22 protein-coding genes are annotated in these 24764 nt (G+C 49.0%); all 22 read right to left on the bottom strand.

The genetic code is table 11. The features are described 5' to 3' along the window. Positions 1-2: 2 nt before the first annotated feature. Positions 3-362, bottom strand: coding sequence for an IS66 family insertion sequence element accessory protein TnpB (gene tnpB / locus ACA064_RS07620; protein ID WP_497672825.1), 360 nt, complete (start codon positions 360-362; stop codon positions 3-5). A 288-nt stretch (positions 363-650) separates the two neighbouring features. Then, a complete protein-coding gene (locus tag ACA064_RS07615; RefSeq protein ID WP_497672824.1) occupies positions 651-980 on the bottom strand; it encodes a ComEA family DNA-binding protein in 330 nt (109 codons plus the stop codon). Between the two features lie 113 nt (positions 981-1093). After that, the gene (locus ACA064_RS07610; RefSeq protein WP_497672823.1) at positions 1094-3088 is read right to left on the bottom strand and encodes a polysaccharide biosynthesis protein; all 1995 of its coding nucleotides are present in this window, start codon (positions 3086-3088) and stop codon (positions 1094-1096) included. A 106-nt stretch (positions 3089-3194) separates the two neighbouring features. Continuing rightward, positions 3195-4211 (bottom strand): MraY family glycosyltransferase, encoded by a 1017-nt coding sequence (locus ACA064_RS07605; protein ID WP_497672822.1) that lies wholly within the window; start codon positions 4209-4211, stop codon positions 3195-3197. Next, positions 4208-5191, bottom strand: coding sequence for a UDP-glucose 4-epimerase family protein (locus tag ACA064_RS07600; RefSeq protein ID WP_497672821.1), 984 nt, complete (start codon positions 5189-5191; stop codon positions 4208-4210). The genes ACA064_RS07605 and ACA064_RS07600 overlap by 4 nt, the downstream gene beginning before the upstream one ends. Before the next feature lie 35 nt (positions 5192-5226). After that, positions 5227-6354, bottom strand: coding sequence for a glycosyltransferase family 4 protein (locus ACA064_RS07595; protein WP_497672820.1), 1128 nt, complete (start codon positions 6352-6354; stop codon positions 5227-5229). Beyond that, positions 6351-7370 carry a UDP-glucose 4-epimerase GalE gene (gene galE, locus ACA064_RS07590; RefSeq protein WP_497672819.1) on the bottom strand — a complete coding sequence of 340 codons (1020 nt, stop codon included), beginning with the start codon at positions 7368-7370 and terminating at the stop codon, positions 6351-6353. Before galE ends, ACA064_RS07595 begins: the two co-directional genes overlap by 4 nt. A 140-nt stretch (positions 7371-7510) precedes the next feature. Next, on the bottom strand, positions 7511-8563 hold the full coding sequence (locus ACA064_RS07585) for an EpsG family protein (protein ID WP_497672818.1): 1053 nt from the start codon (positions 8561-8563) through the stop codon (positions 7511-7513). Next, on the bottom strand, positions 8563-9393 hold the full coding sequence (locus tag ACA064_RS07580) for a glycosyltransferase family 2 protein (RefSeq protein ID WP_497672817.1): 831 nt from the start codon (positions 9391-9393) through the stop codon (positions 8563-8565). The genes ACA064_RS07585 and ACA064_RS07580 overlap by 1 nt, the downstream gene beginning before the upstream one ends. Positions 9394-9476: 83 nt before the next feature. Next, a complete protein-coding gene (locus tag ACA064_RS07575; protein WP_497672816.1) occupies positions 9477-10493 on the bottom strand; it encodes a polysaccharide biosynthesis protein in 1017 nt (338 codons plus the stop codon). 26 nt (positions 10494-10519) lie between these two features. Further along, on the bottom strand, positions 10520-11377 hold the full coding sequence (locus tag ACA064_RS07570; protein ID WP_497672815.1) for a dTDP-4-dehydrorhamnose reductase family protein: 858 nt from the start codon (positions 11375-11377) through the stop codon (positions 10520-10522). A 73-nt stretch (positions 11378-11450) separates the two neighbouring features. After that, positions 11451-12902: a lipopolysaccharide biosynthesis protein gene (locus ACA064_RS07565; protein WP_497672814.1), complete on the bottom strand. Its 1452-nt coding sequence runs from the start codon at positions 12900-12902 to the stop codon at positions 11451-11453. 90 nt (positions 12903-12992) lie between these two features. Next, positions 12993-14192 (bottom strand): glycosyltransferase family 2 protein, encoded by a 1200-nt coding sequence (locus ACA064_RS07560; protein WP_497672813.1) that lies wholly within the window; start codon positions 14190-14192, stop codon positions 12993-12995. A gap of 874 nt (positions 14193-15066) precedes the next feature. Continuing rightward, the gene (locus ACA064_RS07555; protein ID WP_497674191.1) at positions 15067-16158 is read right to left on the bottom strand and encodes an IS630 family transposase; all 1092 of its coding nucleotides are present in this window, start codon (positions 16156-16158) and stop codon (positions 15067-15069) included. 126 nt (positions 16159-16284) lie between these two features. After that, positions 16285-17334 carry an LPS O-antigen chain length determinant protein WzzB gene (locus tag ACA064_RS07550; RefSeq protein WP_497672812.1) on the bottom strand — a complete coding sequence of 350 codons (1050 nt, stop codon included), beginning with the start codon at positions 17332-17334 and terminating at the stop codon, positions 16285-16287. Positions 17335-17521: 187 nt separating this feature from the next. Continuing rightward, entirely contained in the window at positions 17522-17758 is a 237-nt protein-coding gene (locus ACA064_RS07545) for a lipopolysaccharide assembly protein LapA domain-containing protein (RefSeq protein WP_497672811.1), read from the bottom strand. Positions 17759-17784: 26 nt separating this feature from the next. Continuing rightward, complete coding sequence (ihfB, locus tag ACA064_RS07540) at positions 17785-18081, bottom strand: integration host factor subunit beta (protein ID WP_497672810.1); 297 nt, start codon at positions 18079-18081, stop codon at positions 17785-17787. A 191-nt stretch (positions 18082-18272) separates the two neighbouring features. Next, positions 18273-18554: a hypothetical protein gene (locus tag ACA064_RS07535; protein WP_497672809.1), complete on the bottom strand. Its 282-nt coding sequence runs from the start codon at positions 18552-18554 to the stop codon at positions 18273-18275. Between the two features lie 355 nt (positions 18555-18909). After that, positions 18910-20604 (bottom strand): 30S ribosomal protein S1, encoded by a 1695-nt coding sequence (gene rpsA / locus ACA064_RS07530; protein WP_497672808.1) that lies wholly within the window; start codon positions 20602-20604, stop codon positions 18910-18912. Between the two features lie 123 nt (positions 20605-20727). Continuing rightward, positions 20728-21414: a (d)CMP kinase gene (cmk, locus tag ACA064_RS07525; protein WP_497674190.1), complete on the bottom strand. Its 687-nt coding sequence runs from the start codon at positions 21412-21414 to the stop codon at positions 20728-20730. Then, complete coding sequence (locus tag ACA064_RS07520; protein ID WP_497674189.1) at positions 21414-23621, bottom strand: bifunctional prephenate dehydrogenase/3-phosphoshikimate 1-carboxyvinyltransferase; 2208 nt, start codon at positions 23619-23621, stop codon at positions 21414-21416. Before ACA064_RS07520 ends, cmk begins: the two co-directional genes overlap by 1 nt. A gap of 28 nt (positions 23622-23649) precedes the next feature. After that, on the bottom strand, positions 23650-24762 hold the full coding sequence (gene hisC, locus ACA064_RS07515; RefSeq protein ID WP_497672807.1) for a histidinol-phosphate transaminase: 1113 nt from the start codon (positions 24760-24762) through the stop codon (positions 23650-23652). Between the last annotated feature and the right edge of the window lie 2 nt (positions 24763-24764).

The following is a 24764-nucleotide window of genomic DNA, read 5'->3' as shown; positions in this document are numbered from 1 at the left end:
GATCAGGCGACGAATCTTGGTGTTAAAACTTGATGCGGACGGTTCGTCCACAGGTCAAAACCATCCAACAACCAATTCAATTCCTGCACGCTCAAAACAATCGGTTCGTCAGTAGGATCAGGCGCGGTTTTGAAACGTTCGGACTCCAGGCGCTTGAGCCAAAGGCAAAAGCCGTTGCGCTCCCAGTACAAGATCTTCACCCGGTTGCGGGGCTTGTTGAGGAAAACAAAAAGCACCGGGTCGAACACGGCAACCTTGATATCCAACTCGACTAGCGCAGCCAGGCCGTCGATGGATTTTCGGAAGTCGACTGGTTTCGGGGAGAGGTACACTTTTTCGACTTTGGCGTCGGGACGCATCATGGTTGCGGGCTCCTGATGGGAATCGGGAGCACAGCATCAGGCTTCAACTGGCGGCAGTGAATGTGTACTCGGTGGATCGCTTACGAAATAAAGCCCACCTTTAAAAAGTGGACTTATGGAGTAATTACGCAGCATTAGCACCCGCCTCATAAAAAACACCCTAGACCATCGAGGCCCAGGGCAATAAAGATGCTTAAAACCATAGGCCGAAGGTCGCAATGCCGCTCCGCCTAAGTGAACGGCATTGCAGTCAATGATAGGTCTTGGCTAGGACGAACAAGTCATACATCATTGGATGTCAAGCATGTCGCGATTCTTGTCCAGAATCGCCTTGCCAATCCCCTTGACCTCCAACAACTCATCTACCGAAGTGTATGGCCCATTGCTTTCGCGGTAAGCCACGATCGCCTTCGCCTTGGACTCGCCTATCCCTGAGAGTTCGCGCTGTAGGGTGGCAGCATCGACCGTATTGAGATTGACTCTGGAGGTCTGCCCGGCAGAGGTCACTTTTACCGCCACAGACGCATTGGTCTCCGATTTGGCAGGTGCAGCGTGTACGGCAAGAGAGGCACTGGCCAGCAGAGCAAAGACCAGAGAAGAGAAGTAGGCAATACGCATAAGTGACACTCCATGACATCGATAAGGGAGAAGCAGCTTTTCCGAGGCTGCATTTCAAACCTAGGCGATGTCATGCGTATGTCAAAAGTGGCTGAGTTACAGCATATGTGCAATCAGGGTTCGAGGCGGCGTTGCTGGTATATCCAATCGACGATCTCGCCGTCTGGTGCATACCCACTGACCGTGTCGCGTAGCAATTGACGGACTCGGGCATAGTCATCCTGTTCAACTGCCGCAAGCAGTTCCGTCAGTTTGGCCTTGAGCAAATCCCAGGATAGATGATCCTCATTGGCACTCATGATCATCGGATGTTGGGTAGCAACTACATTGTCGCCGATCAGCAACTCTTCGTAAAGCTTTTCGCCAGGGCGAAGTCCTGTGAACTCTATTGCTATGTCACCTTGCGGGTTTTTGTCCGAGCGAATACTCAAACCAGACAAGTGAATCATCTTCTCTGCCAGTTCGACAATCTTTACCGGTTCGCCCATATCCAGCACAAATACATCACCGCCCTGCCCCATGGAGCCAGCCTGGATCACCAGCTGCGCTGCTTCAGGAATGGTCATGAAGTAACGAGTGATCTTGGGATGGGTAACGGTCAACGGTCCACCCGATTTGATCTGCTTGTGGAACAGCGGAATCACCGAACCGGAGGATCCCAGCACATTACCAAACCGCACCATGGTGAAGCGGGTTTTATTCACCCGCGACACGTTAGCTGTATCACCAAACAACACCGGCGCAATCTCCCGGCTCAGTGCCTGAAGCGTCAATTCAGCAAGACGCTTGGTACTTCCCATCACGTTGGTGGGGCGCACAGCCTTGTCCGTAGAGATCAACACGAAATTAGCAACACCAGCTTGCAGCGCAGCCTGGGCCGTATTGAGCGTGCCGATCACATTGTTCAGAACGCCTTCGGCAATATTGTGCTCGACCATCGGCACGTGTTTGTAAGCGGCGGCGTGATAGACCGTGTCTACATGCCAGGTCTTCATTATGTCCAGGAGCTTGTCTCGATTACGGACAGATCCGAGGATTGGTAGCAGGCGAACCGACAAGGATTCGCGGGTGATTCGTTGCTCCAACTCCGACAAAATAGAGTAAAGGTTGAATTCGCTATGCTCAAAGAGCAAAAGTGTAGTCGGGCGCAACGCGAGGATCTGCCGGCACAGTTCCGAACCAATTGATCCCCCAGCTCCGGTTACAAGGACGTGTTGCTCTTTTATACAGTGCTCAAGCAATTCGCCTTGCGCGGGTACTGCATCGCGACCGAGCAAGTCGGCGATATCCACTTCCTGGATATCGTCGACTTTCACTCGACCACTGGCCAGATCCATAAAACCTGGGATGCTTCGAACGTGAAGAGGGAAGCCTTCGAGAAAACCGAGAATTTCCCGACGACGACCACGGTTGGATGAGGGAATCGCGAGGAGAATTTCCTGCGCACCTGTAGCATCGATCATTCGCTGAATGTGTTTCGGCTTGTAGACCTGAAGCCCAGAGATCACGCGATCCGTAATACTGCTATCGTCGTCGATAAACGCCACTGGTCGCATAACCCGTCCGATACGCAAGGCAGCAACCAATTGATTACCAGCAGCTCCGGCACCATAGATCGCGACTCTTGGTAAACCATTATCGCGATTAGTGAAAGGAACATGCTGGGCAGCTGCGAACCAATCACCCAAAAAATACTGACGCATGGCCAAGCGGAGTCCGCCCACCATAATGAGACTGAGCCACCAGTAGTTAAAAATGATTGAACGCGGCACGACGTTCTGATGGTTGCTGTACCAAAAAACCACCACGCCGAGAATCAGCGATGAGAGGGTGACCGCTTTGATGATTGCAATAAGCGCGTCATTACCGAAATAGCGCATTACGGCCCGATACATACCGAAACGAACAAAAAGAGGTATGGCTATGACTGGAGCACTCAAAAAAAGCCACGTGTGAGTGGTGAAAGGATTTACAATCTCATCCAAACCTAGACGAACAATAAACGAAAGCCATAATGCCGACCATACGAGAACGATGTCTGCAGAGACCTGAATCAATCGTTTTTGGCGCCGTGGTAACTCGACCAAAAATTTGCGTAATCTATCCATAACTACCTCGAACAAGTCACTTACTCCAAAACGCCATACCTATCCATTGTACTTATCTCCCAACATTAAGCACCAGATAAATAATGGCCGCGAAGGCGCACATCCTTTACCGGACCTCTGCGGCTCCCGCTTTAAATTTTAACGCCAGCAAAATCAAAGGTGCATATGCTAGCACCAAAGCCATTGCTCCATCGAGTTCTTTTATTACAACCAAGATTGCAATGGGTAACAACCAAAGTAAATTAATTAATCCAACTATTAACGTAACTTGAAGATGAGCCCCAAACCAACGAGCGGCAAACTGATATGCATGACTACGGTGAGCTTCATAGACCTTTTCCCCTCTAAAAAGCCGGTGGATAAGCGTGACCGTTGCATCAACAATAAAGGCTCCGAGCAATATTAACCAACCCCAAAAGAGATCTGAATGCTCCCATGCTCCCTGCAACGAAAGCGTCCCCAGTGCTATACCCAAAAAACCGCTCCCTGCGTCTCCCATGAAAATGCGCGCGGGGGGGAAATTCCAATATAGGAAACCAGAAACGGCAAGCGCTAGAAGTAGAGGCCCCCAAATTAAATTTAACGAACCCGACAACCAATAAAGCAAAGCCGCTCCGGTACAAACGCTTATCGCTTCGAGACTCGCCAAACCGTCGATGCCATCCATAAAATTATAAAGGTTTAGCATCCAAACCAGAAAAATAGCAGCAAGTACGCTACCTAACCACCCCATATTCACTACAAGGCCAAATACAGAAAGTGGTGGCAATCCCCCAAGCCAAAACAATACCCAAGCAGCTGCGGCAAAATGCCCCAACAACCTCCATCTGGCAGCAATGTGACCGTGATCATCCAAAAAACCTACGATTGCCACCCCGATTCCCGCACCAAGCAACGCCCAAACACTATTCCACGACAGGACTTCAGCGTACCCAAGCACAGGTAAAAAAAGCAAAAAACTCAATACAATTGACACCCCTCCCCCCCTAGGAGTAGGTACCACATGAGAGCTTCGAGCATTAGGGACGTCAATAAGGCTATTAGCTAGAGCGTACTTTCTTAACCCAAAAGTCAGAAAGAACGAGAGGCCAAATACGAAAGGAAATAACCACAATAAATTCATAATAGTTTACTCTCCAGATAGCTTTTTGCAGTCTTAGCCAGAGACACTGAAACGCTGACGGGAGGCGTCCACCCCAATAGATCATAATTTTTTTTAATATCAACCTGCAATGAACCACACAACCGATTGGAAAGCTCTTTCCTCTTCAAAAGCTTTGCCGCAGTAACTAATATTTTTTCGGGGACCGGGATAAGAAAAGCCTTTTTTCCTAACGCCGTTGCCATCATCCGCAGTAACTGTGGAGTGGACAAATCTTCGCCATCGCTAACGAAGAAAATTTGATTCGCCGCTGCAGGATGTTTTAAACATAAGTCTAAAAAATCAATCAAATTATCTAAAGACACGAAACTACGCTTATTAGAAATCGACCCAAAAGGTAAAGGTAAAGGAATTCTCCTATCTAAAAACTTCATCATATTCAAGAAGTTAGCTTTGACACCAGGCCCATAGACAAGCACAGGTCGAACAATCACAACTTCCATATTTGTTTCAGCTGAGAGGGCAAGTAGCTCGTTTTCCGCCTCAAACTTTGAGATTCCATATGGATCAGATGGAGATGCTATTCCATCTGTTTTATAAGCAAACCCAGGAACACTCCCCTCACCACTAACCTTGACTGAGCTAATAAAAACAAAGCGCTTCACGCCGAATGCTGCAGCTTGGCGAGCGAGATTTAAAGTACCTCGGACATTTACTTCTCGAAATTCAGCAAGGGGATCCACCGCAACTTCATTCATCACATGAACTCGCGCAGCTGAATGTACAACAACATCAACATCCTTAAGCCCGTCGCCCCAAGAGGTATCTCCGTTGAACTCCTTAAAGTGCACCGTTTTAATATTTTCTTGTGGAAACGTCTTTCCATCACGCGTACAAGCACGTAGAGAGTACTTGTTAGCCGCGCTTAAATAGTTCAAAAGCGCCCCACCAACAAAACCTGTAACACCTGTAAGAAGCACAACCAACTTAGAACCTTCCATAATCCACCTAGATGGCAAACTCAACAGCCAGCCTATTATTTGACCAAATAGCTCATAAGCCGTTTATTAACAACCAATGAATCGAAGTTCTCCTGAGCCATCTTATAGCTTTGCAATCCCATTATTTCAATCTGCTCAGGATTTTCAATGAAATAAACCATTTTTTTCGCAAGATCCACTGGAGACCATCGAGAAACTAAATATCCATTAAGACCATCAACGACTGTCGTCCTGCAACCTGGCACATCCGTGGTGATTACAGGCCTGCCAATCGCCATCGCCTCCTGAGTGCTCCTTGGAACACCCTCTCGATAATACGAAGGTAACACAAACACACTTGCAGCTGAGATCCAACTTACAACATCGCTAACATGACCTGGATGCTCAACTAGGCCCTCACGCTTAAGCGCCTCGAGGGCAGCTACAGTCAACCCACCCGGATTCGAATCATCAACCCCCCCCAGCATAATAAATCTAGCCGTAGCAAAACGGGCCTTAACCAAGCGCGCTGCCTGAATAAATTCGTTAACACCTTTTTCAGCTAATAAGCGCCCTACAAAAATAAAACTAACGGGTGAAGTAGGTGGTTTAGAATAAGGATAATCGTCCAACGTTAAACCAATTGCGCCAAGCACCTCCACTCTAGAAACTTTGAGTTTATACCGCTCAACCAGGTCTACCTTATCATCCTTATTTAGTAGAATTAATCTTTCGAGAAAGGGAAATGAAATCCGATAAAGAGAAACTTGAACCAGTTTCAAAAGTTTTCTTTTAAAACTGAACCCCTCAGGAGTCTCCGTAAAAACGTACCCAAGCCCCTCCAACATACCAAGTCGCCGCTTAACCCCAGCCAACACAGCGGCCAACGTACCAAAAATTACCGGTTTGGCAAAATATGAGAATACCAAATCTGGAGAAATTGATTTAATAACTCTTGCCAGCTTCAAAGTATCTGCTAAATCGCCAAATGGATTCAGCCCAGCACGACTAAAACTGTAGTCAACCGGATGCCCACCCAATGACTCAACTTTAGAGCGGCTATCAGCATCGTAGTCCAGTGCTAACGCATATACTTGATGCCCATCAGACGCTAAAGCACGTATTAGATCCGCTCGAAAGCCAAGAACACAACCTGCTGTAGTTCCAACCAAGACTATCTTCATTTACTTTTGTATCCATCGGGATTCTTGACTAGCCAATTCCATGTGTCTTTCATTATATCTTCCAACGTCAACTTCGCAAACCAGCCAAGTTCGCGACCGGCTTTGCTTGGATCAGACCAACATTCTGCTATATCTCCAGGTCTCCTGGCACTTACGCAGTAAGGTAATTTCCTATTCGAAGCCACCTCAAATGCCGACACCACCTCTAAAACAGAAAAGCCTTTGCCCGTGCCTAGATTCCATACATTTAAACCCGCTATACGATTCGCATAATCTAACGCGGCCAAATGCCCCTTAGCCAAATCCATCACATGTATATAATCCCTAACACCCGTGCCGTCGCGAGTTGGATAATCGTCTCCATAAACGCATAATTCCGAAAGTTTACCCAATGCCACCTTACCTATATAGGGAAGCAAATTATTAGGTTTACCGTTTGGATCCTCACCAATCAATCCACTCGGGTGCGCCCCGACGGGGTTAAAATAACGAAGTATGGCTACTCCCCAGCGAGAATCTGAAAGTACAAGATCCCGCAAAATTTGCTCCACCATTAACTTTGAACATCCATAGGGACTAGTTGGAGCGCCAACTGGAAAATCTTCAGTGATGGGCATATTTTTCGGAACACCGTAAACCGTTGCCGAAGAGCTAAAAACCAATTTGAAAACATTCGCTGCAGCCATAGCGTGCAATAAATTTATGCTGCCAATCACATTGTTATCATAATATTCAATGGGCTTTTCCACGCTTTCGCCCACTGCTTTTAGCCCTGCAAAATGTATAACAGCATCAATGGGAAATTTAGAGAATAATGAATCGAGCTTCTTATGATCACGAAGGTCGCCCTCAACAAACAAAAGGCTTTTACCAGCAAGAGTTTCTACACGCGACAGCGACTCTTTTGAACTATTACACAAATTATCAAATACAATAACATCATGACCGCTTGAAAGCAGTTCAAGAGCGGTATGCGAACCAATATATCCAGCGCCGCCCGTGAGTAATATCAACATTCCAAACCTCCAAAGTCACATCAAATCACACAGCGTCGCTTGATTAAAATTCATAAAAAACATTCTACGATTAAAGCACTTATGCGAGAAACCTAATATCTCCCCGAGCAGTGGCATGCCCCGCTCTACCATAAACACTATCAAAACAAACCATTCCCGAAGAAAAAATCATAAGGTAGAAAAGGAGAGGGTCCATCACCAGCCTCCATCAAGAAATTGCGATACGTACTAAATACCGCAAGTAGCCCAGCCATAAACATACCAACTTTAATAGGAAAACTAAAACCCAAACATAATCTGCTATGCGTCGCGATAATTGAAAGCGGAAGCGCGAAAGACATCAAATCTAAAAATCTAAGTCCTGCGTAGCTAATTCCGGATAACATCCAAAACAATAATGTAAATCCAGAACCTAAAGAAAACAGCTTCAGCTTTTCACTTCTAGGAAGTTGCGAAAAAAGCACAGAAATTAGAAATATGGATATAATTAAAACTTTACTCAATCCTGATAGAGCACCAGGCGACTCCGAAAGTTGATACGCAGACAATTTCATCAAGAAATAGCTCGCATTTAAATAAAACACAACGACCATCAAAAAAGCAAAACAGACGATGGCAAGTACTGTGGAAAGCCTTGCCCACCTTATTTGCGAAGCCCAAAGGAAAAGCAACGAGAAGAGAGACGAATAATGAAAGCACAAAGCGAGACCAGCTAAAATAAAACTTGGTTTCCTTTTTAAATTGCCGAATGCTTGAACCGCTAGCAATAGCAATATAGACGCCATACCAATGCGCAAAGCATTCATGCTGTACTGAAATATAAACGCTGGAATAAAGTAAGCCAGCAAAGCAAAACGTTCATTTATATTTGTTCTAAACAAATATAAAAACAACATCATGAATACAGTTGCGGATACTGCACGCACTGCAACAAATGTCGAACCAAAAACATTCACGTATAACCAACCCAACCCTACAAAACCGGGTTCCATACCCTCAAGCCACGTTCCGCCTTGTAAATTCTCCATTATGAGTTCGTAAGTATTTGTATCAGTACCCACCGAACCACGAAAAATGGCGATGAAGGCTATAGCTAACAGAGTTAAAAACCCAAACAATCTAGTTTTATTGCCCGTTATTTGAGTGCAGAAGAATGCAAATAAAATGAGAACCCAAAATACTATATATATCATTATATTTTAAAGCCAAGTTTTACTTTGATGACTCGTCGTACATAGCGAACGCATGACCAAGATGAAAAAATCACCAGAGAACCAAAGCCTATCAAAGTTTTTTTATAGAGAGCTTTATATGCACCTAACTCTCCCTTCTCCATCTTCCACAAACTAGCACTCAAACCCGCGTGCCCATACAAAGGTTTATGACAGTAAGTCAGCGGAATAGAGATTCTATAGCATTGAAGTTCAGAACAGCATATCTCGCACCACAACTGGTAGTCTTCCGAAAATCTCTTACCTATAAGAAACCGCATTGGAAGATTTTTTTTAAGCATGATCGAGGGGGTTGAAAACTTATTAGAAAATAACAGCTCCTGAGTTTTTACATTGTGAAAGCTAGCCTCGGCCAAACTATAAACAATAGAAACCTGGTCATTAAAATTTGTGCATCCCTGCCCAGTCAAAGTAACTTCAGGATGCTCGACCATCCAGCGGTATTGAATTTCAGTTTTTTGAAGATGCCAAGTATCATCAGAATCCAAAAATGCCACAAAAGATTTTGTGGCATTGTCCCAACCTACATTCCGCGCGGAACCTGGACCCATATTCCGCTCTAGTGGAATAACTTTGATCCACCCATCAGGATAGGAGCGTTGCACTTGATAGAGCAAATCTAACGTTCCATCACCGCTACAATCCTCAACTAGGATCACTTCCATCGGTCTTAACGTTTGAAAGAAAACAGACTCGAGTGCTCTATGAATCGTATCTTTGCAGCGATAGCAAGGAACAACGACAGTTACCTCAGCATAACTTACACTCGAGTCATTTATTTCTTTACTCATTTCTCAGTATTTTCCAGAACGTACATCAAACCGTCATTTAAGAGACAACAAGGCCATGCACCCCCGGCCTTGCCAGTTTATTCCTAATTCTGAGCGAGCTCTTCTTTAATATACTCCAGACTCAACAGCGTACTCTTTATTTCTTCTATAGAGAGCCGCTGAGTATTATGCGACGTATAATCCTCTGTCAGTGATACTTCTTGCTCGCCATTGAGTGAATATTTTTCATAGTTGAGATCTCTATTGTCTGCTGGAATACGGTAGTACTTACCCATATCCTCTGATTTTGCCATCTCTTCACGAGAAATCAGAGATTCATAGAGCTTCTCGCCGTGCCTCGTGCCAATTATCTTAATGTCACCCGACTTTGAGAACAGTTCTTTTAGCGCTTGTGCAAGGTCCTCTACTGTCGAAGCAGGAGCCTTTTGAACGAAGATATCTCCCTGCTTAGAATGTTCGAATGCATGTAACACTAGATCCACAGAGTCCTCTAAAGACATTAAAAACCTAGTCATATTAGGATCTGTTACAGTTAACTGCTGATTAGTTTTTAACTGATTAACAAATAGTGGAATTACCGACCCACGCGATGCCATTACATTTCCGTAACGTGTTGCGCAAATAACGGTTTCGGATTCAGCAGGAATCATCCTCGACTTAGCAATAACCAGTTTTTCCGCCATAGCTTTGGAAATACCCATAGCATTGATCGGATAAACAGCTTTATCAGTGCTTAACACCACTACCCGCTTTACCCGACATGCTATTGCCGCATTTAGTACATTTTCCGTACCCAACACGTTGGTTTTTACCGCTTCCATCGGGAAAAATTCACACGACGGAACTTGTTTTAGAGCCGCAGCATGAAAGACGTAATCGACACCAACCATAGCCTGGGATATACTCGAATAATCTCGTACGTCACCGATGTAAAATTTAACTTTATCATTCGATAAAGCTATACGCATATCTTCTTGTTTCTTCTCATCCCGACTGAAAATCCTGATTTCCTTGACATTCGTATCAAGAAAACGTTTCAGAACCGTATTACCAAAAGAGCCTGTGCCCCCGGTAATCATTAACACCTTATTATCAAACATTTTAATTACTCAAATTAGGAATGCCATCATTTGCCGGCATACATATTAGCTACGAGTACGTCCCAGGATGGAGGGTTGTACCCCATTATAGTGCGGAAACGGCTCGAATCCAATGACCGATTTATATCCACAGTTTCGTCGGCAGTTAGGGTGATGTCTTTACCGTACTCTTTGGCAACCATCTCGAGCAGTGAAAATTTGTCAATAGCATCTGCCGAGACATGGTACAAACCATGGACATCTTCACGAGGAAGGACATAGTCGCGAATGATTCTCGAAAGCTCAATTGTAGGCAGACCGGAAAAGATAGCTTTTGTATAACCCTTGACCATACCCTGTTGCGCAAGAAACCAGTCAATCAGCGAATTACTTGAATTTAGTTCATGTCCAATAATTGAAGTACGAAGCGTAATTGCTTGTTTAGAGTCATGTATTTCACCTATGTATTTCGACTTACCGTAAAGATCCTCTGCATCCGATACATCCGTCTCTGTATACGAACCTTTTTTCCCTGAAAAAACGCAATCTGTACTTATCTGCACTAGTCTTGCACCGGTGAGCTCACATAACTTTAACAGTCTGTGCGGTAGCAGCGAATTAATTGGAAGAGCAGCCAAAGGATCCTTCGCACTGGAAAACTGTTTAATCAATCCAACACAATTAATTACAACGTCGGGCTTAAGCCTTGAAAGCAGAACAATCAAATCATCAGAGTTCAAAACATCCACATTTGGAATCAAATAATCTTGGTGTTGCTTTGTGAAATATTTAAGGCCACCAGGACTTCGCAAGGTCCCCCTGACTTCATAGCGGCCATCTTCTACCAATTGCTTGAACATCACACTACCTAACATCCCTGTAGCGCCTAAGACCAAAACTTTCATGTACACACCCTCATATCCGCGTTTCAATTAGATGTATCGCCATCATTTCCAATACAGCGTAGACCAAGCAAAATCAGTGAAACTGGATAAGGCTTTTTCTAAACAAATAGAGACTTGTGACGACAACTGCGACCACACTTGCCAGCTCCAAAGCAAGGACAAAATAATCATTAAAAAATAGAGGCACAAGCTTAATAACAGAGTAAAAAACACACACTGAGATAACAATTGTTACAATCACTAACTTCACGATCTCAACAGAAATCTTGTTCAGAAAATCAAACCTTTTACCCACAAAAAAGAAGGTTAGCACGCAAGAAAAAATATTATATATCAACCAACCATATGCTCCGCCTATGGCTCCAAACTTGGAAACGAGGGGAGGTAATGAAAAGAGTATAATTGGCACCCATATCAAATTCAATCTCAGGGCCAACGTAGTCCACTTAGCGGCCAACTGAAGTGCATAAGGCACTATCAATAATGACTGTAATGCAGTGCCAACCAACAACACTGGTAAAAACAGCTGTATATTCGAACTCAACTCTCGCTCAAATAGAATACTTAGAGGTATCTCAGAGAAAAAGCATACTGCAACGCTTAACACTGTCATTAACAAAGCGATGCCACAAGAAGACGCACGAAATATGCCTACAACTTTAGCGGTATCTGAGGATGCCAAGTTCATGGAAAACCTTGGAAACAGCACAGAGTTTAGTGCAGACGAAAAAATATACGGAATTCCTGCCAAAGTGCCAGCCAAGGTATATGCCGCATAATCCGCTAACGGAATATGCCCACTTAAATAAACCTTATCGTACTGAACGACAAAGATAGAGGTTAATGAAATAAGTAACACCCCCCGACTAAACGAAAAGCCTTTTTTTAGATACAGCAACTTTACTCCCACTACAGCCCAAACAGCGGAATACTCCTTAAAAACCATAAAAAGCAATATCAATAGATACATGCCTTGCACTATAACTTGCAGCGCAAAGTAACCTTGAACATTGCACAAAGAGGGGAAGCAACTTAACACCAAAAGCACCCCGATAGTTCTCGCGATAGAATAGGGTGCGTAAAGCAAATTGAGTTTAAGCTGTAGTTCTCTCCCGATAAAAACGCCTTGTAGAATCATCACAGGCAAGTTCATCGCGATGAACAAACCCATAAACTTAATCGACACATCGACCTGAGTAGTTGAAAGCAAAGTAAAATTCAACCACTTATGCATAATGGCATCGGATGCGCACGCAACTAATACAGCGACACCCCCACCGACTATCGAAAAAAAGATCACGTAGGTCAGTATCAAAGAAGCTGCGGACCTGGAATATCGCTCAAAGGCATAACTCTCTTTTACCTTACGTCTTGCCAACTGCTGTATTAAGTTACTAGTAAGCCCCCCCTCAAAGACCATCATAACCATTACAAGGGTTGTAAAAAATCCAATGAGACCTATGGATTCGGCACCTAATAACTTAGCAAGTATCGGTAGCGACACCAGACTGGCGAGTGCATACACCAACCTTCCGGAGAAGCTAGCCAATAAAAGCGTTCTAAGGTTACTTTGCTTTATCACATCAGCATCCAGTTAGCTACGATTGAGTAAATATCACTCTACAATCCATAAAGGTAGTATTTTATGACCAAGCTTTAAGCTAAGACTCTCATCAAGTTTGTGCCTCGCTTGGAAAACATCACTAACAACCGCAACAGTTTCCGAACCATTACTAGGCCCTGGATTCATTAACCTTTTAAGCTTTGCGCTTACAAATTTAAGCCCTACGTTAACAAACTCCTTTAATACATCGGAATTTCCAACATGAGCACGTCCTTCGCGCTTAGCATTGCGCCAAGCTTCAAGCGTCTCGCTAAAATAATCCGAATGATGAAAAAAACAAAGCGCATAGAGCCTTGAAAGATTGAAGTTACCGGCTTCCATATTACTATTTTGCGATAGAGTCTCCCACGCTGCATGCCCCCAAACCGTTTCTACGCTAAAGAAACGAGGAATTACGCTAGGCCAGTTTAAGTTTTTAAATGGTGTTAAATGCGGGTCCTTCTCTAGATTGCCTTTATGCTTCCCTGTCGCACTTCTTCCGCTATTACTCCCACCACCGCCACCGGGCATTGTAAAAGGAAAATCTAATAAGTAATAATCCCCACCTGAAAGGGATAATGATATCGCGGCCGACATATCAGGGCTGGTGCCAAACAAAAGCCGTTCATTTCTCGCACGGATAATATCTAGAAGATCTCTATGCACTAAACCATGATATAGTTTTGGAAGTCCATCGGTTCCTTGGCAAGCACCTTCGAGTGCAAAACTCAACCGTTGGCTTACATTATATTTTTCTAAAGAAAAATCAAAAGAAGATAAATAAATTTTTCCGGCATGCGCCCCCCCATAATTTTTTGTCCTGAAATCGGGCCAATAATATGAAGCTTTTACCTTAGGAGTAATCATTTTTATAGATCGGTTTTTTGCATACTTGGCCACATCCACAATATATTGGGAAACTGTGTCATCATCGCCAATCAAGCATACATACTCACCTTCGGCGAGTTCTAGAGCCTTCTCATGATTTTCGGTCATGGACAAACGATCAGGCCAATGTACATATACTAGCCTAGGGTGCTTATTCATCTCAGCCCACTTTGCCAACTCGCATGCGTCATCGCTGGTATCATGTACGACTACCTGAATCAGATCGGACTGAATATCCAGCAAACTTTTGATACATGAAATTGCATACTGGGACCGATTATGTGTTGCTACAACTATTGAAATTAAATAATCCAACTTAACCACTTCAACCTCCAAAAAATAAAAAACCTAACATTACATCCCCATCTGAGGGGGCATTTCGAAATCAAGGGAATCATCTTTACGAGCTGAACGCCAAGTTTGTCTAGTGACTAATAATATTTTTGTAAGTCGTAAGATTTTAACGAGTCGATACAAGTCGGAGGTCTGGGCATCCCCGCTAACCCAAGGCAGCTGATTGACTCTCTGGATCAAGCGCGATAGAGCCCTGTTGATATTGAATGGTTGCCTGATCAAACGATAAGCAGTAAAGAGTGGTCCTTGAGATTGTATTTCACTTCGTTTGAAACCCCTAAGGCTGAAAAACAGAGGTACGAACGTGCCATGCTGACAATTCAGTTCGCGCTCAGCAACCTCCCGCCGAGGCCTGCGCCGCAGCAGGCAACACCTACTTTTCTGAGAAGACCTTGACTTTTCCGAGCTTTTACGAATCTTTACGATCATATCCTATATCGCTATCGCTTTTTTTTCACAGGTTTAGCTGGTGCTTTATTTGAACGCTGATGGCGTCTGCACCAGTATTTTCCAGATCACGGCTTCAGAGCAAAGCAAAGAACCCACTACTGACGACATTTTCCAAGCACCGCTAGAGCTTCGTAACAAAAAAATTACATTATGCCTGTTGTAGCGCCGCATGACTTCAAACGGTTGATTATACGACCATTGGAGCAGATTCCGTCATCTATGCAGACAATTTCGGTTACCGTTGGGTTTTAGAGCGTTAAAACTGCCCCGACCTCACTGATGAAGCCATTGCCTTAAGTCCCAGGAAAGCACTGGTTAATCGGGTTCTGATCTATGGCGTAACCGTCCGCATGAGGCTGTGATACCGCGACTCTTCGCCTAGTGGCCTGAGCGGTTAATCCATTAATTTATTTTTTATCACGCTCAGCTTTGCCTTATGTACCGAGCTAATGATGGCCTCAGCCGTTTTATTCCACTTGAACGGCTTGGCTGAATGCTCATTGTGAGCCTCGATAAATTGGCGGATAGCCGCCTTCAGGTCGGCGACGCTGGTGAAGGCGCCCCGATACAGCGCTCGTCTTTCCAGATGTGCAAACCAACCTTCCACGGCGTTCAGCCAAGACGCGCTGGTCGGTGTGAAGTGCAATTTGAAACGTGGATGCTTTTCCAGCCACTGCTTGATTGCAGCAGTTTTGTGGGTCGAACTGTTATCCAGAATCACATGCAGATCCAGTCCGGCTGGCGTGCTGCGGTCAATCTGTTGCAGAAAAGCCAGAAACTCCTTGGCTCGATGGCGCTGGGTAATCCGTCCGATTACCTGGCCGGTCATGATGTCGAAAGCCGCATACAGACTCGCCGTACCATGGCGCTTGTAATCATGCGTCCGACGTTCAACTTGACCTGGGCGTAGCGGTAGCATCGGTTGGGTGCGATCCAACGCCTGGATCTGGGTTTTCTCGTCAACCGACAACACCAGGGCGTTATCCGGTGGGTTCAGATAGAGCCCGACCACGTCGACTACCTTGTCGGCGAAATGAGGATCGTTGCTGATTTTGAAGGTCTTCAGACGATGGGGTTTGAGGTCGGAAGCGGCCCAGACCTGCCGAACCTGCCACGTGGTGACCCGCGCATACTTGGCCATCAAACGTACGCTCCAGTGAGTGGCTTCCTGGGGTACACGCCGGGTGGTCAGTGTCAGGATTTCGTTGATTTTTTCGGGCCCAAGTTTGAGTGGCTGGCCGCTGCGCGGCAGATCACTCAACCCTTCGATTCCCGCCTCCAGATAACGTTTTCGCCACTTGAATACCGTCGGCGGCGTGACCTGCAACTGCTCGCTGACGGCCTTGGGCGTCAATCCATCAGCCAGTAGAAGCAGGATGCGCGCTCGCAGGGCGAGGCTCTGTTCCAGCGTCCTCATACGCAACCAACCTTGCAGGGCGATGAGATCAGAAGGCGTTAAAGCGAAGGGGGAAGTCGGTCGGGCCATGCGCATAACCAATCCATGATATTGAGCGCACAGTATATCGCCACCGGTAGATAAATGAATTAACCGCTCAGTCCACTAGGCCACTTTCAAAAATTAATAATTCTTGCTTTCATTAACTAATGAAAGCTAACTTCTTTCTCTAGGAACTCGAAGCAAGGCGAATCGAATAAGGGCGATTAATCCACCGAGCATCAATCCAGCTACGACTCCAAGCGCCAAAATCAAGGCTTTTTTAGGCTTGATCGGGCTATCAGGCACTTCAACGCTACCGTCCTGTCGATAGACCGAAACATTTCCAGGATCAATATTCAATCTACTGTAAAAATTGTACTTCATTTGCAACGGACGCAAGTCAGCAATGAAGGCGTCGTCTGAAGACCTGGACTCCAGCGTCTTGACCTCTGCGGCCAAGGCCTTGCTGCCACGCCTGTAATTCGGTTGATTGTCCGTTTCCACGGATATATCCACTGAAGCATTAGAGGTTACATGCGGAGCCTCCAAGCCAATGGCTTGGGCAATTTGCAGTGCTTCCCGCAACTGTTGAATGTGATCTTCGCGCATCCGCTGTGCACTCTCTCGCAGGCCGCCGATCCGCTGTTCAAGATTACGCGCCCTTACTACAGCTTCGCTCCTGACGTTCTTGATCATCTCTGCCTCAGCCGCTTTACTGGCGCGCTGCACATAAGCCTTGGTCCACTCAGCCGTCTGCGCCGAGTCGTAACCTTGAACAGTCACGGTATAGCGATCCGGATTATCTTTATCCGGCCCTCCTACAATTAATTGCCTGGAGAAATTCTGATATTTCCGGTCCCGCGAACCCATACGCTCAGATTCACTAAGCGAAGGAAGATAGACGTCATTGAAAAAAGCCTGACGAAGTGACTCTCCCTGCAGGTTCCTAACAAACACGGCATAAACATCTTTAACCGTAAAGAGATCGAGATCTGCGTCTTTCCCGCGACCATAATTGAAGTCCGCAATGCCATTTTGTGTTGGGGGTAACATAAAAAGCTTGGCTTCGTATAGCGGCTTACTGAGAAACGCGTACGCGCCCGCACCCACAGTTACTAAAAGGGTGACGCCAATAATTAGCCACTTCTGCGCCCATAGCCCTCGAACGAGCGCGATCAGATCAATTTCGTCAGCGCCTTGCACATCAGCACGATTATTTACCATAAGAAGCCTCTTGTTCTTTTTTTTTGACATTTCCTGCAACTATGCTAAACGCATTAAAAGTACAAGATTGACAAGGCTCCAATACAGATAGCTGCAAACTGAGATCAAATAAATACAAGCTAAAATGCACCAAAAATCTTAGAAGAATCTTTTTAAAGCAATGATCTTTGCACCAGGACTACTCGTTTCAGTTCATCCGTTGCTTTAACCGTCGACGCGCGCCCATGAACCAGGTCAGTAAAGGGCCGATCGCCATACCCGCCAGAAGCGCCAACAGCACGAAAACTGATACAGGAAGCTGTGGAGCAGACCAGCCAAGGAATAACAGAGCTACAGGCTGGTTATTTTCAAGCATAAACAGAACGATAGCCAAGGCCATGAGTAACGCAAGTAGGACTAAAGCCACGCGTTTAAAGTTCCGCATGAAAACCTCTGCGCTTTGGCCTTGGGTTATAGATCATCGTCCTCCTCCTCATTCACCCGATCCCTCAACTCTTTCCCCGGCTTGAAATGAGGAACGAATTTTCCATCCAGACTGACCGACTGACCAGTCTTTGGGTTACGGCCTACGCGTGGTGCGCGGTAGTGCAAGGAGAAGCTGCCAAAGCCACGGATCTCGATCCGATCGCCGGTGGCCAGGCACTGGGACATTTGTTCGAGCATGGTCTTGATGGCCAGCTCCACATCCTTGGATGAGAGCAGCCCTTGATGGGTGACAATTCGTTCGATCAACTCCGACTTCGTCATATTTTTCCCTTCTTTTTCAAGCAGCTAGATCAGCGCTTCAAAGGTTTTAGCATGCTCGGAGGATTTTGAACAGCCCGTGTATTGACTTATCTGCATGGCGCTTGAGATAGCGCGTGCAGGCCAAGAGGCGCGACATTTGTTGAAGCAAAAAGTTTAGGTCTTGTGTTCTGGCAACAGGGAATTTGTGCCGTTCATCGACAGACAACCAGCATCTTGCGTGAGAGGTAGCCGGCCGGATTCCAGCCAAATAGGTAATCCCCCTCTTCTTCTTTGACATCGCTGGACTTGGTGATGACCTTGTAACCTGTGGCCTTACACTCGCGGGCTGCGCGCTTGTAGCATTTCTCCCAGCCTGAGCCGAGGCCGGAACAGTCGATCTCTATGCCGCTGACCCCGTGTATTACGTGAGTTTTGGTGTTTGTTGTACAGCTTGTCAGAACCAGCATTGCCATTATGAAAATGAGCTTGTTCATCCGTTTCCTTATGCAGGGTGGCCTACCCTGCTGTCAGCCACTTCAAGTCAAAGCCTAGCTTAACCTTGAATAGACGATTGATTGACTTAAAGAATGATACAGGTGGCGTCAAAAGATCGCAGCCGCGCAGCTCTTATGGGGGTCGTGTGTTTCCGGGATTTCAGGGTGCACCCGGTCGGGGCTGGGGTTGGGGCTGGCGAAGCCTGCGATCTTTTCAGAGGTACCCAAGATCAAAAGATCGCAGCCTGCGGCAGCTCCTACGGGGGGGTTTGTGCACACCTGATAGAGGGGGGGTCAAATCGCAGGCGTAAAAAAGGGCGACCGAAGTCGCCCTTTTTTTATGGTCGGACAGAACTTAGTTCTGTTTTTCCATTTGTGCACGCAACAGGTCGCCCAGAGTGGTAGGACCAGCAGCAATTTCCGAAGTCGCTGGCTTGTCGCGCAGGCTCTGGATTGCTTCTTTCTCTTCAGCATCGTCTTTCGACTTGATGGAGAGCTGGATTACACGGCTCTTACGGTCAACGCTGATGATCTTGGCTTCTACTTCCTGGCCTTCTTTCAGAACGTTGCGCGCGTCTTCAACGCGGTCACGGCTGATTTCGGAGGCTTTCAGAGTAGCTTCGATATCGGTAGCGAGGGTGATGATGGCGCCTTTGGCGTCAACTTCTTTCACGATACCCTTAACGATTGCGCCTTTATCGTTCTCTTGAACGTACTCGGAGAACGGATCGCTTTCCAGTTGCTTGATGCCCAGGGAGATGCGCTCGCGCTCTGGGTCAACCGACAGGATAACGGTGTCCAGCTCGTCGCCCTTCTTGAAGCGGCGAACGGCTTCTTCGCCCACTTCGTTCCAGGAGATGTCGGACAGGTGAACCAGGCCGTCGATGCCGCCGTCCAGACCAATGAAGATACCGAAATCGGTGATCGACTTGATGGTGCCGGAGATTTTATCGCCCTTGTTGAACTGGCCAGAGAAATCTTCCCATGGGTTAGATTTGCACTGTTTGATGCCGAGGGAGATACGACGACGCTCTTCGTCGATGTCCAGAACCATAACTTCCACTTCGTCGCCGACTTGTACGACTTTCGAAGGGTGGATGTTCTTGTTGGTCCAGTCCATTTCGGAAACGTGTACCAGGCCTTCCACGCCTTCTTCCAGCTCAGCGAAGCAGCCGTAGTCGGTCAGGTTGGTAACACGCGCGGTTACGCGAGTGCTTTCTGGGTAACGAGCCTTGATAGCGACCCATGGATCTTCGCCCAGCTGTTTCAAGCCCAGGGAAACACGATTGCGTTCGCGATCGTACTTCAGAACCTTGACATCGATCTCGTCGCCAACGTTGACGATTTCGGAAGGATGCTTGATACGCTTCCAAGCCATGTCGGTAATGTGCAGCAGGCCATCGACGCCACCCAGATCGACGAATGCGCCGTAATCGGTGAGGTTCTTGACGATACCTTTGACTTGTTGGCCTTCCTGCAGGGATTCCAGCAGAGCTTCACGCTCGGCGGAGTTCTCGGCTTCGAGGACGCTACGACGGGAAACGACAACGTTGTTGCGTTTCTGGTCGAGTTTGATGACCTTGAATTCCAGCTCTTTGCCTTCCAGGTGCGTGGTGTCGCGCACTGGACGGACGTCAACCAGAGAACCTGGCAGGAACGCACGGATGCCGTTAACGTCGACAGTGAAGCCGCCTTTAACCTTACCGTTGATAACGCCCTTGACCACTTCTTCGGCTGCGAAGGCTGCTTCCAGAACAATCCAGCATTCAGCGCGCTTGGCTTTTTCACGGGACAGCTTGGTTTCGCCAAAGCCGTCTTCGACCGCGTCCAGCGCAACGTGAACTTCGTCACCGATGTTGATGTTCAGTTCGCCAGCGTCGTTGTGGAACTGTTCCAGCGGAATGAGGCCTTCAGACTTCAAACCAGCGTGAACGGTTACCCAACCAGCCTGGTAATCGATGTCAACGATGACTGCGGTGATGATGGAGCCTGCCTGAAGGTTCAGGGTTTTTAGGCTTTCTTCAAAGAGTTCTGCAAAGCTTTCGCTCATTTTAATTCCTGTTGATAAGGGCGAAGAATACGCCCATCTGCCACATCCCAGACGATGTGGGTTACGTTCATATAAAAGAAAAGCCGCAGGACTATGCCTGGAGTCCCCTGCGAAATTTCTTGGTCACCCGGCGATATCGCGAATGGCGATCTCGCTCATGATGCGTTGCAACACCTGCTCGATGGACAATTCCGTGGAATCCAGCTGTATGGCGTCAGCCGCCGGCTTGAGCGGGGCTACAGCTCGCTGGGTGTCACGCTCATCGCGTGCACGTATCTCATCTAGCAGACTCGACAGACTAACATCATCGCCCATGGCCTTCAACTGCAAGTAACGACGACGAGCACGCTCCTCGGCACTGGCGGTCAGAAAGATCTTCAGCGGCGCATCGGGGAACACCACCGTGCCCATGTCCCGGCCATCCGCCACCAGCCCCGGATGTTCCTGAAACGCCCGCTGGCGCTGCAGCAAAGCATCGCGCACCGCCGGCAGCGCCGCTACCTGGGAAGCCCAGGCGCCGACTTGCTCGTTACGCAGGTCGTCGGTAACGTCATCGCCTTCGAGGATGATCCGCTGCGGATGACCGTCGGTCGCCGCGACGAACTGCACGTCGAGGTGAGCGGCGAGCAATTTCAGCGATTCTTCATTGGTCAGGTCGACCCCATGATTACGCGCAGCGAAGGCCAGCAAGCGGTACAACGCACCGGAATCCAGCAAGCACCAGCCCAGGCGCTTGGCCAGGATACCGGCGATGGTGCCTTTACCTGAACCGCTCGGCCCATCGATGGTAATGACTGGCGCTTTGATCATCACGATTGAGCCTCTTGCGCAACGCGGATACCCACCTGCGCGCACAGCGCGAGGAAGTTGGGGAAGGAAGTCGCGACGTTGGCGCAGTCATGGATGCGGATCGGCGCATTGGCGCGCAGCGATGCAACGCTGAAGGCCATGGCAATCCGGTGATCGCCGTGACCATGCACTTCACCGCCGCCGATCTGGCCGCCGTCGATGATGATGCCGTCCGGGGTCGGTTCGCATTTGACGCCCAGCGCCAGCAAGCCATCGGCCATTACCTGGATACGATCCGATTCCTTGACCCGCAGCTCTTCGGCGCCACGCAGCACCGTGCGCCCTTCGGCACAGGCGGCAGCCACGAACAGCACCGGGAATTCGTCGATGGCCAATGGAACCAGCTCTTCCGGGATCTCGATACCCTTGAGTTTAGCCGCGCGCACACGCAGGTCGGCTACTGGCTCGCCGCCGACTTCACGCTGGTTTTCCAGGGTGATATCGGCGCCCATCAGCCGCAGGATATCGATGACGCCGGTACGGGTCGGGTTGATGCCGACGTGCTCGAGCACCAGCTCGGAGCCTTCGGCGATCGACGCCGCGACCAGGAAGAACGCCGAGGAGGAAATATCCCCCGGGACTTCAATGTGGGTCGCCGTCAGTTTGTGTCCGGACTCGACCGAAGCCGTAGCGCCTTCCACGGTGACCGGGTAGCCGAAACCACGCAACATACGTTCGGTATGGTCGCGGGTCGGCGCCGGCTCGGTGACTGTGGTCTTGCCTTCGGCGTACAGGCCGGCCAACAGCAGGCAGGATTTAACCTGGGCGCTGGCCATCGGCATGGTGTAGGTCAGGCCTTTGAGCTTGTTGCCACCGCGAATGGTCATCGGCGGACGACCCTCTGCGGCCGTTTCGATGACGGCGCCCATTTCCCGCAGCGGATTGGCCACGCGGTTCATTGGGCGCTTGGACAGCGAAGCGTCACCGGTCAGGGTGCTGTCGAAGTTCTGCGCAGCCAAAAGGCCAGACAGCAGACGCATCGAGGTACCGGAGTTGCCCAGATAGATCGGACCCGGCGCTGGTTTCAGGCCGTGCAGGCCGACGCCGTGAATGGTCACGCGACCGTGGTGCGGACCTTCGATCACTACGCCCATGTCGCGGAAGGCTTGCAGGGTCGCCAGGGCGTCTTCGCCCTCGAGGAAACCTTCCACTTCGGTGACGCCTTCGGCCAGGGAGCCGAGCATGATCGAACGGTGGGAAATCGATTTATCGCCCGGTACACGAATCCGCCCAGTCAGGCGGCCACCAGGTTGTGCCAGGAAAATCAGGTCGTTGGAGTTCATAGCGTCCACATAGGCCCGGCGGGCCAGGATTTTACTGAAATGCTCGCGGGCAACCCGGGCGCGAGTGAACACGCCCAACAATTGGTGCCCATCCCCTGCATCGACCGCGTCGCGCAAGGCGTCGAGGTCGCTGCGAAATGTATCGAGTGTGCGCAGGACAGCTTCGCGATTGGCGAGGAAGATGTCGTGCCACATGACCGGGTCGCTACCGGCGATTCTTGTGAAATCGCGGAAACCGCCCGCAGCGTAACGGAAGATCTCAAGATTTTCATTGCGTTTGGCTAACGAATCGACCAAACCGAAGGCCAGCAGGTGTGGCAAATGGCTGGTCGCCGCCAACACCTCGTCGTGACGCTCGACCTGCATGTGCTCGACATCGGCGCCCAATTCGCGCCACAACCGGTCAACCACTGCCAGGGCAGCCGGATCGGTTTGATCCAGCGGTGTCAGTATCACTTTATGGCGACGGAACAGCTCGGCATTCGAGGCTTCCACCCCGCTCTGCTCGGAACCGGCAATTGGATGCCCCGGCACGAAACGCGCCGGCATGCCGCCGAACGCCTCGGTTGCCGCACGCACTACATTGCCTTTGGCGCTGCCGACATCGGTCAGAATCGCCTGCCCCAGATCCATGCCGGCCAAGCGCGCGAGCATTTTCTCCATGGCCAGAATCGGCACGGCCAGCTGAATTACGTCAGCCCCCTGGCAAGCAAGTGCCAGGTCCTCTTCGCAACGATCGACCACGCCCAGTTCAACCGCCAGCTTGCGCGATTGCGGGTCTAGATCGACGCCCACCACTTCGCGGCACAGGCCGCTTTCGCGCAAGCCTTTGGCAAAGGAGCCGCCGATCAGCCCCAGGCCGACCACCACCAGGCGACCGATCATAGGCACAGCAGGTTGCGCTGCAATGACATCAACCACGAGCCAGAACCTTGGCCAGCGCCTCGAGGAAGCGGCTGTTTTCCGCCGGCAGGCCAATGGTCACGCGCAGGTGATTCGGCATCCCGTAGTTGGCCACCGGACGCACGATCACGCCTTCATGCAGCAGCCCCTGGAACACCGGCGCGGCGACGCGACCCAGATCCACTGCAATGAAGTTGCCTTTGGAAGGAATCCAGCTCAGACCCAACTCGCGAAAGCCGGCTTCCAGCTGCTGCATGCCGGATTCGTTCAAGCGCCGGCTTTCAGCCAGGTACTCGGCGTCCTGTAGCGCGGCACAGGCCGCGGCCAGGGCGAGGCTGTTGACGTTGAACGGCTGACGCACCCGGTTCAGCACATCGGCAACCACGGCTGTGGATAAGCCGTAGCCAACACGCAATGCGGCCAGGCCGTAGGCCTTGGAGAAGGTCCGCGAAACCAGCAGATTCGGGTAAGCCGCGAGGAAGTCCAGGCCATCCGGCAGATCGCTGCCCTCGGCATACTCGATATAGGCTTCGTCGAGCACCACCAGCACGTGCTCAGGCACATCCTGAAGGAATTCGTCCAGGGCCTCGGCACCGAACCAGGTCCCGGTCGGGTTGTTCGGATTGGCGATGAATACCACGCGGGTATTGCTGTCGATGGCTTCGAGCATCGCCGGCAGGTCGTGCCCCCAGTCTTTGGCTGGAATCACACGCGCCTCGGCACCCACGGCCTGGGTGACGATCGGATAGACCGCGAACGCATGTTCGCTGAACACCGCATTCAGTCCCGGCGCCAGATAGGCACGGGCCACCAGTTCGAGAATGTCGTTGGAGCCGTTGCCCAGGGTCACCTGGTCGAGTTCTACGCGGCATTGCTCGGCCAGCAAACTCTTGAGAGCAAAGCCGTTGCCATCCGGATAACGGGTCAGCTCGACCAACGCTTCACGAATCGCCGCCAGGGCTTTAGGACTGGCGCCCAGCGGGTTTTCGTTGCTCGCCAGCTTGACGATTTTTGCCGGATCCAGATCCAGCTCGCGTGCCAATTCGTCCACAGGCTTTCCCGGGACGTAAGGCGAGAGTTGTTGTACGCCTGGCTGTGCCAGAGCGAGGAAATCGCCACTCATTA

Source organism: Pseudomonas sp. LBUM1658 (genome assembly GCF_059716055.1).
Note: the sequence above shows the minus strand (reverse complement) of the source record. Positions and strands in the feature narration are given on the sequence as shown.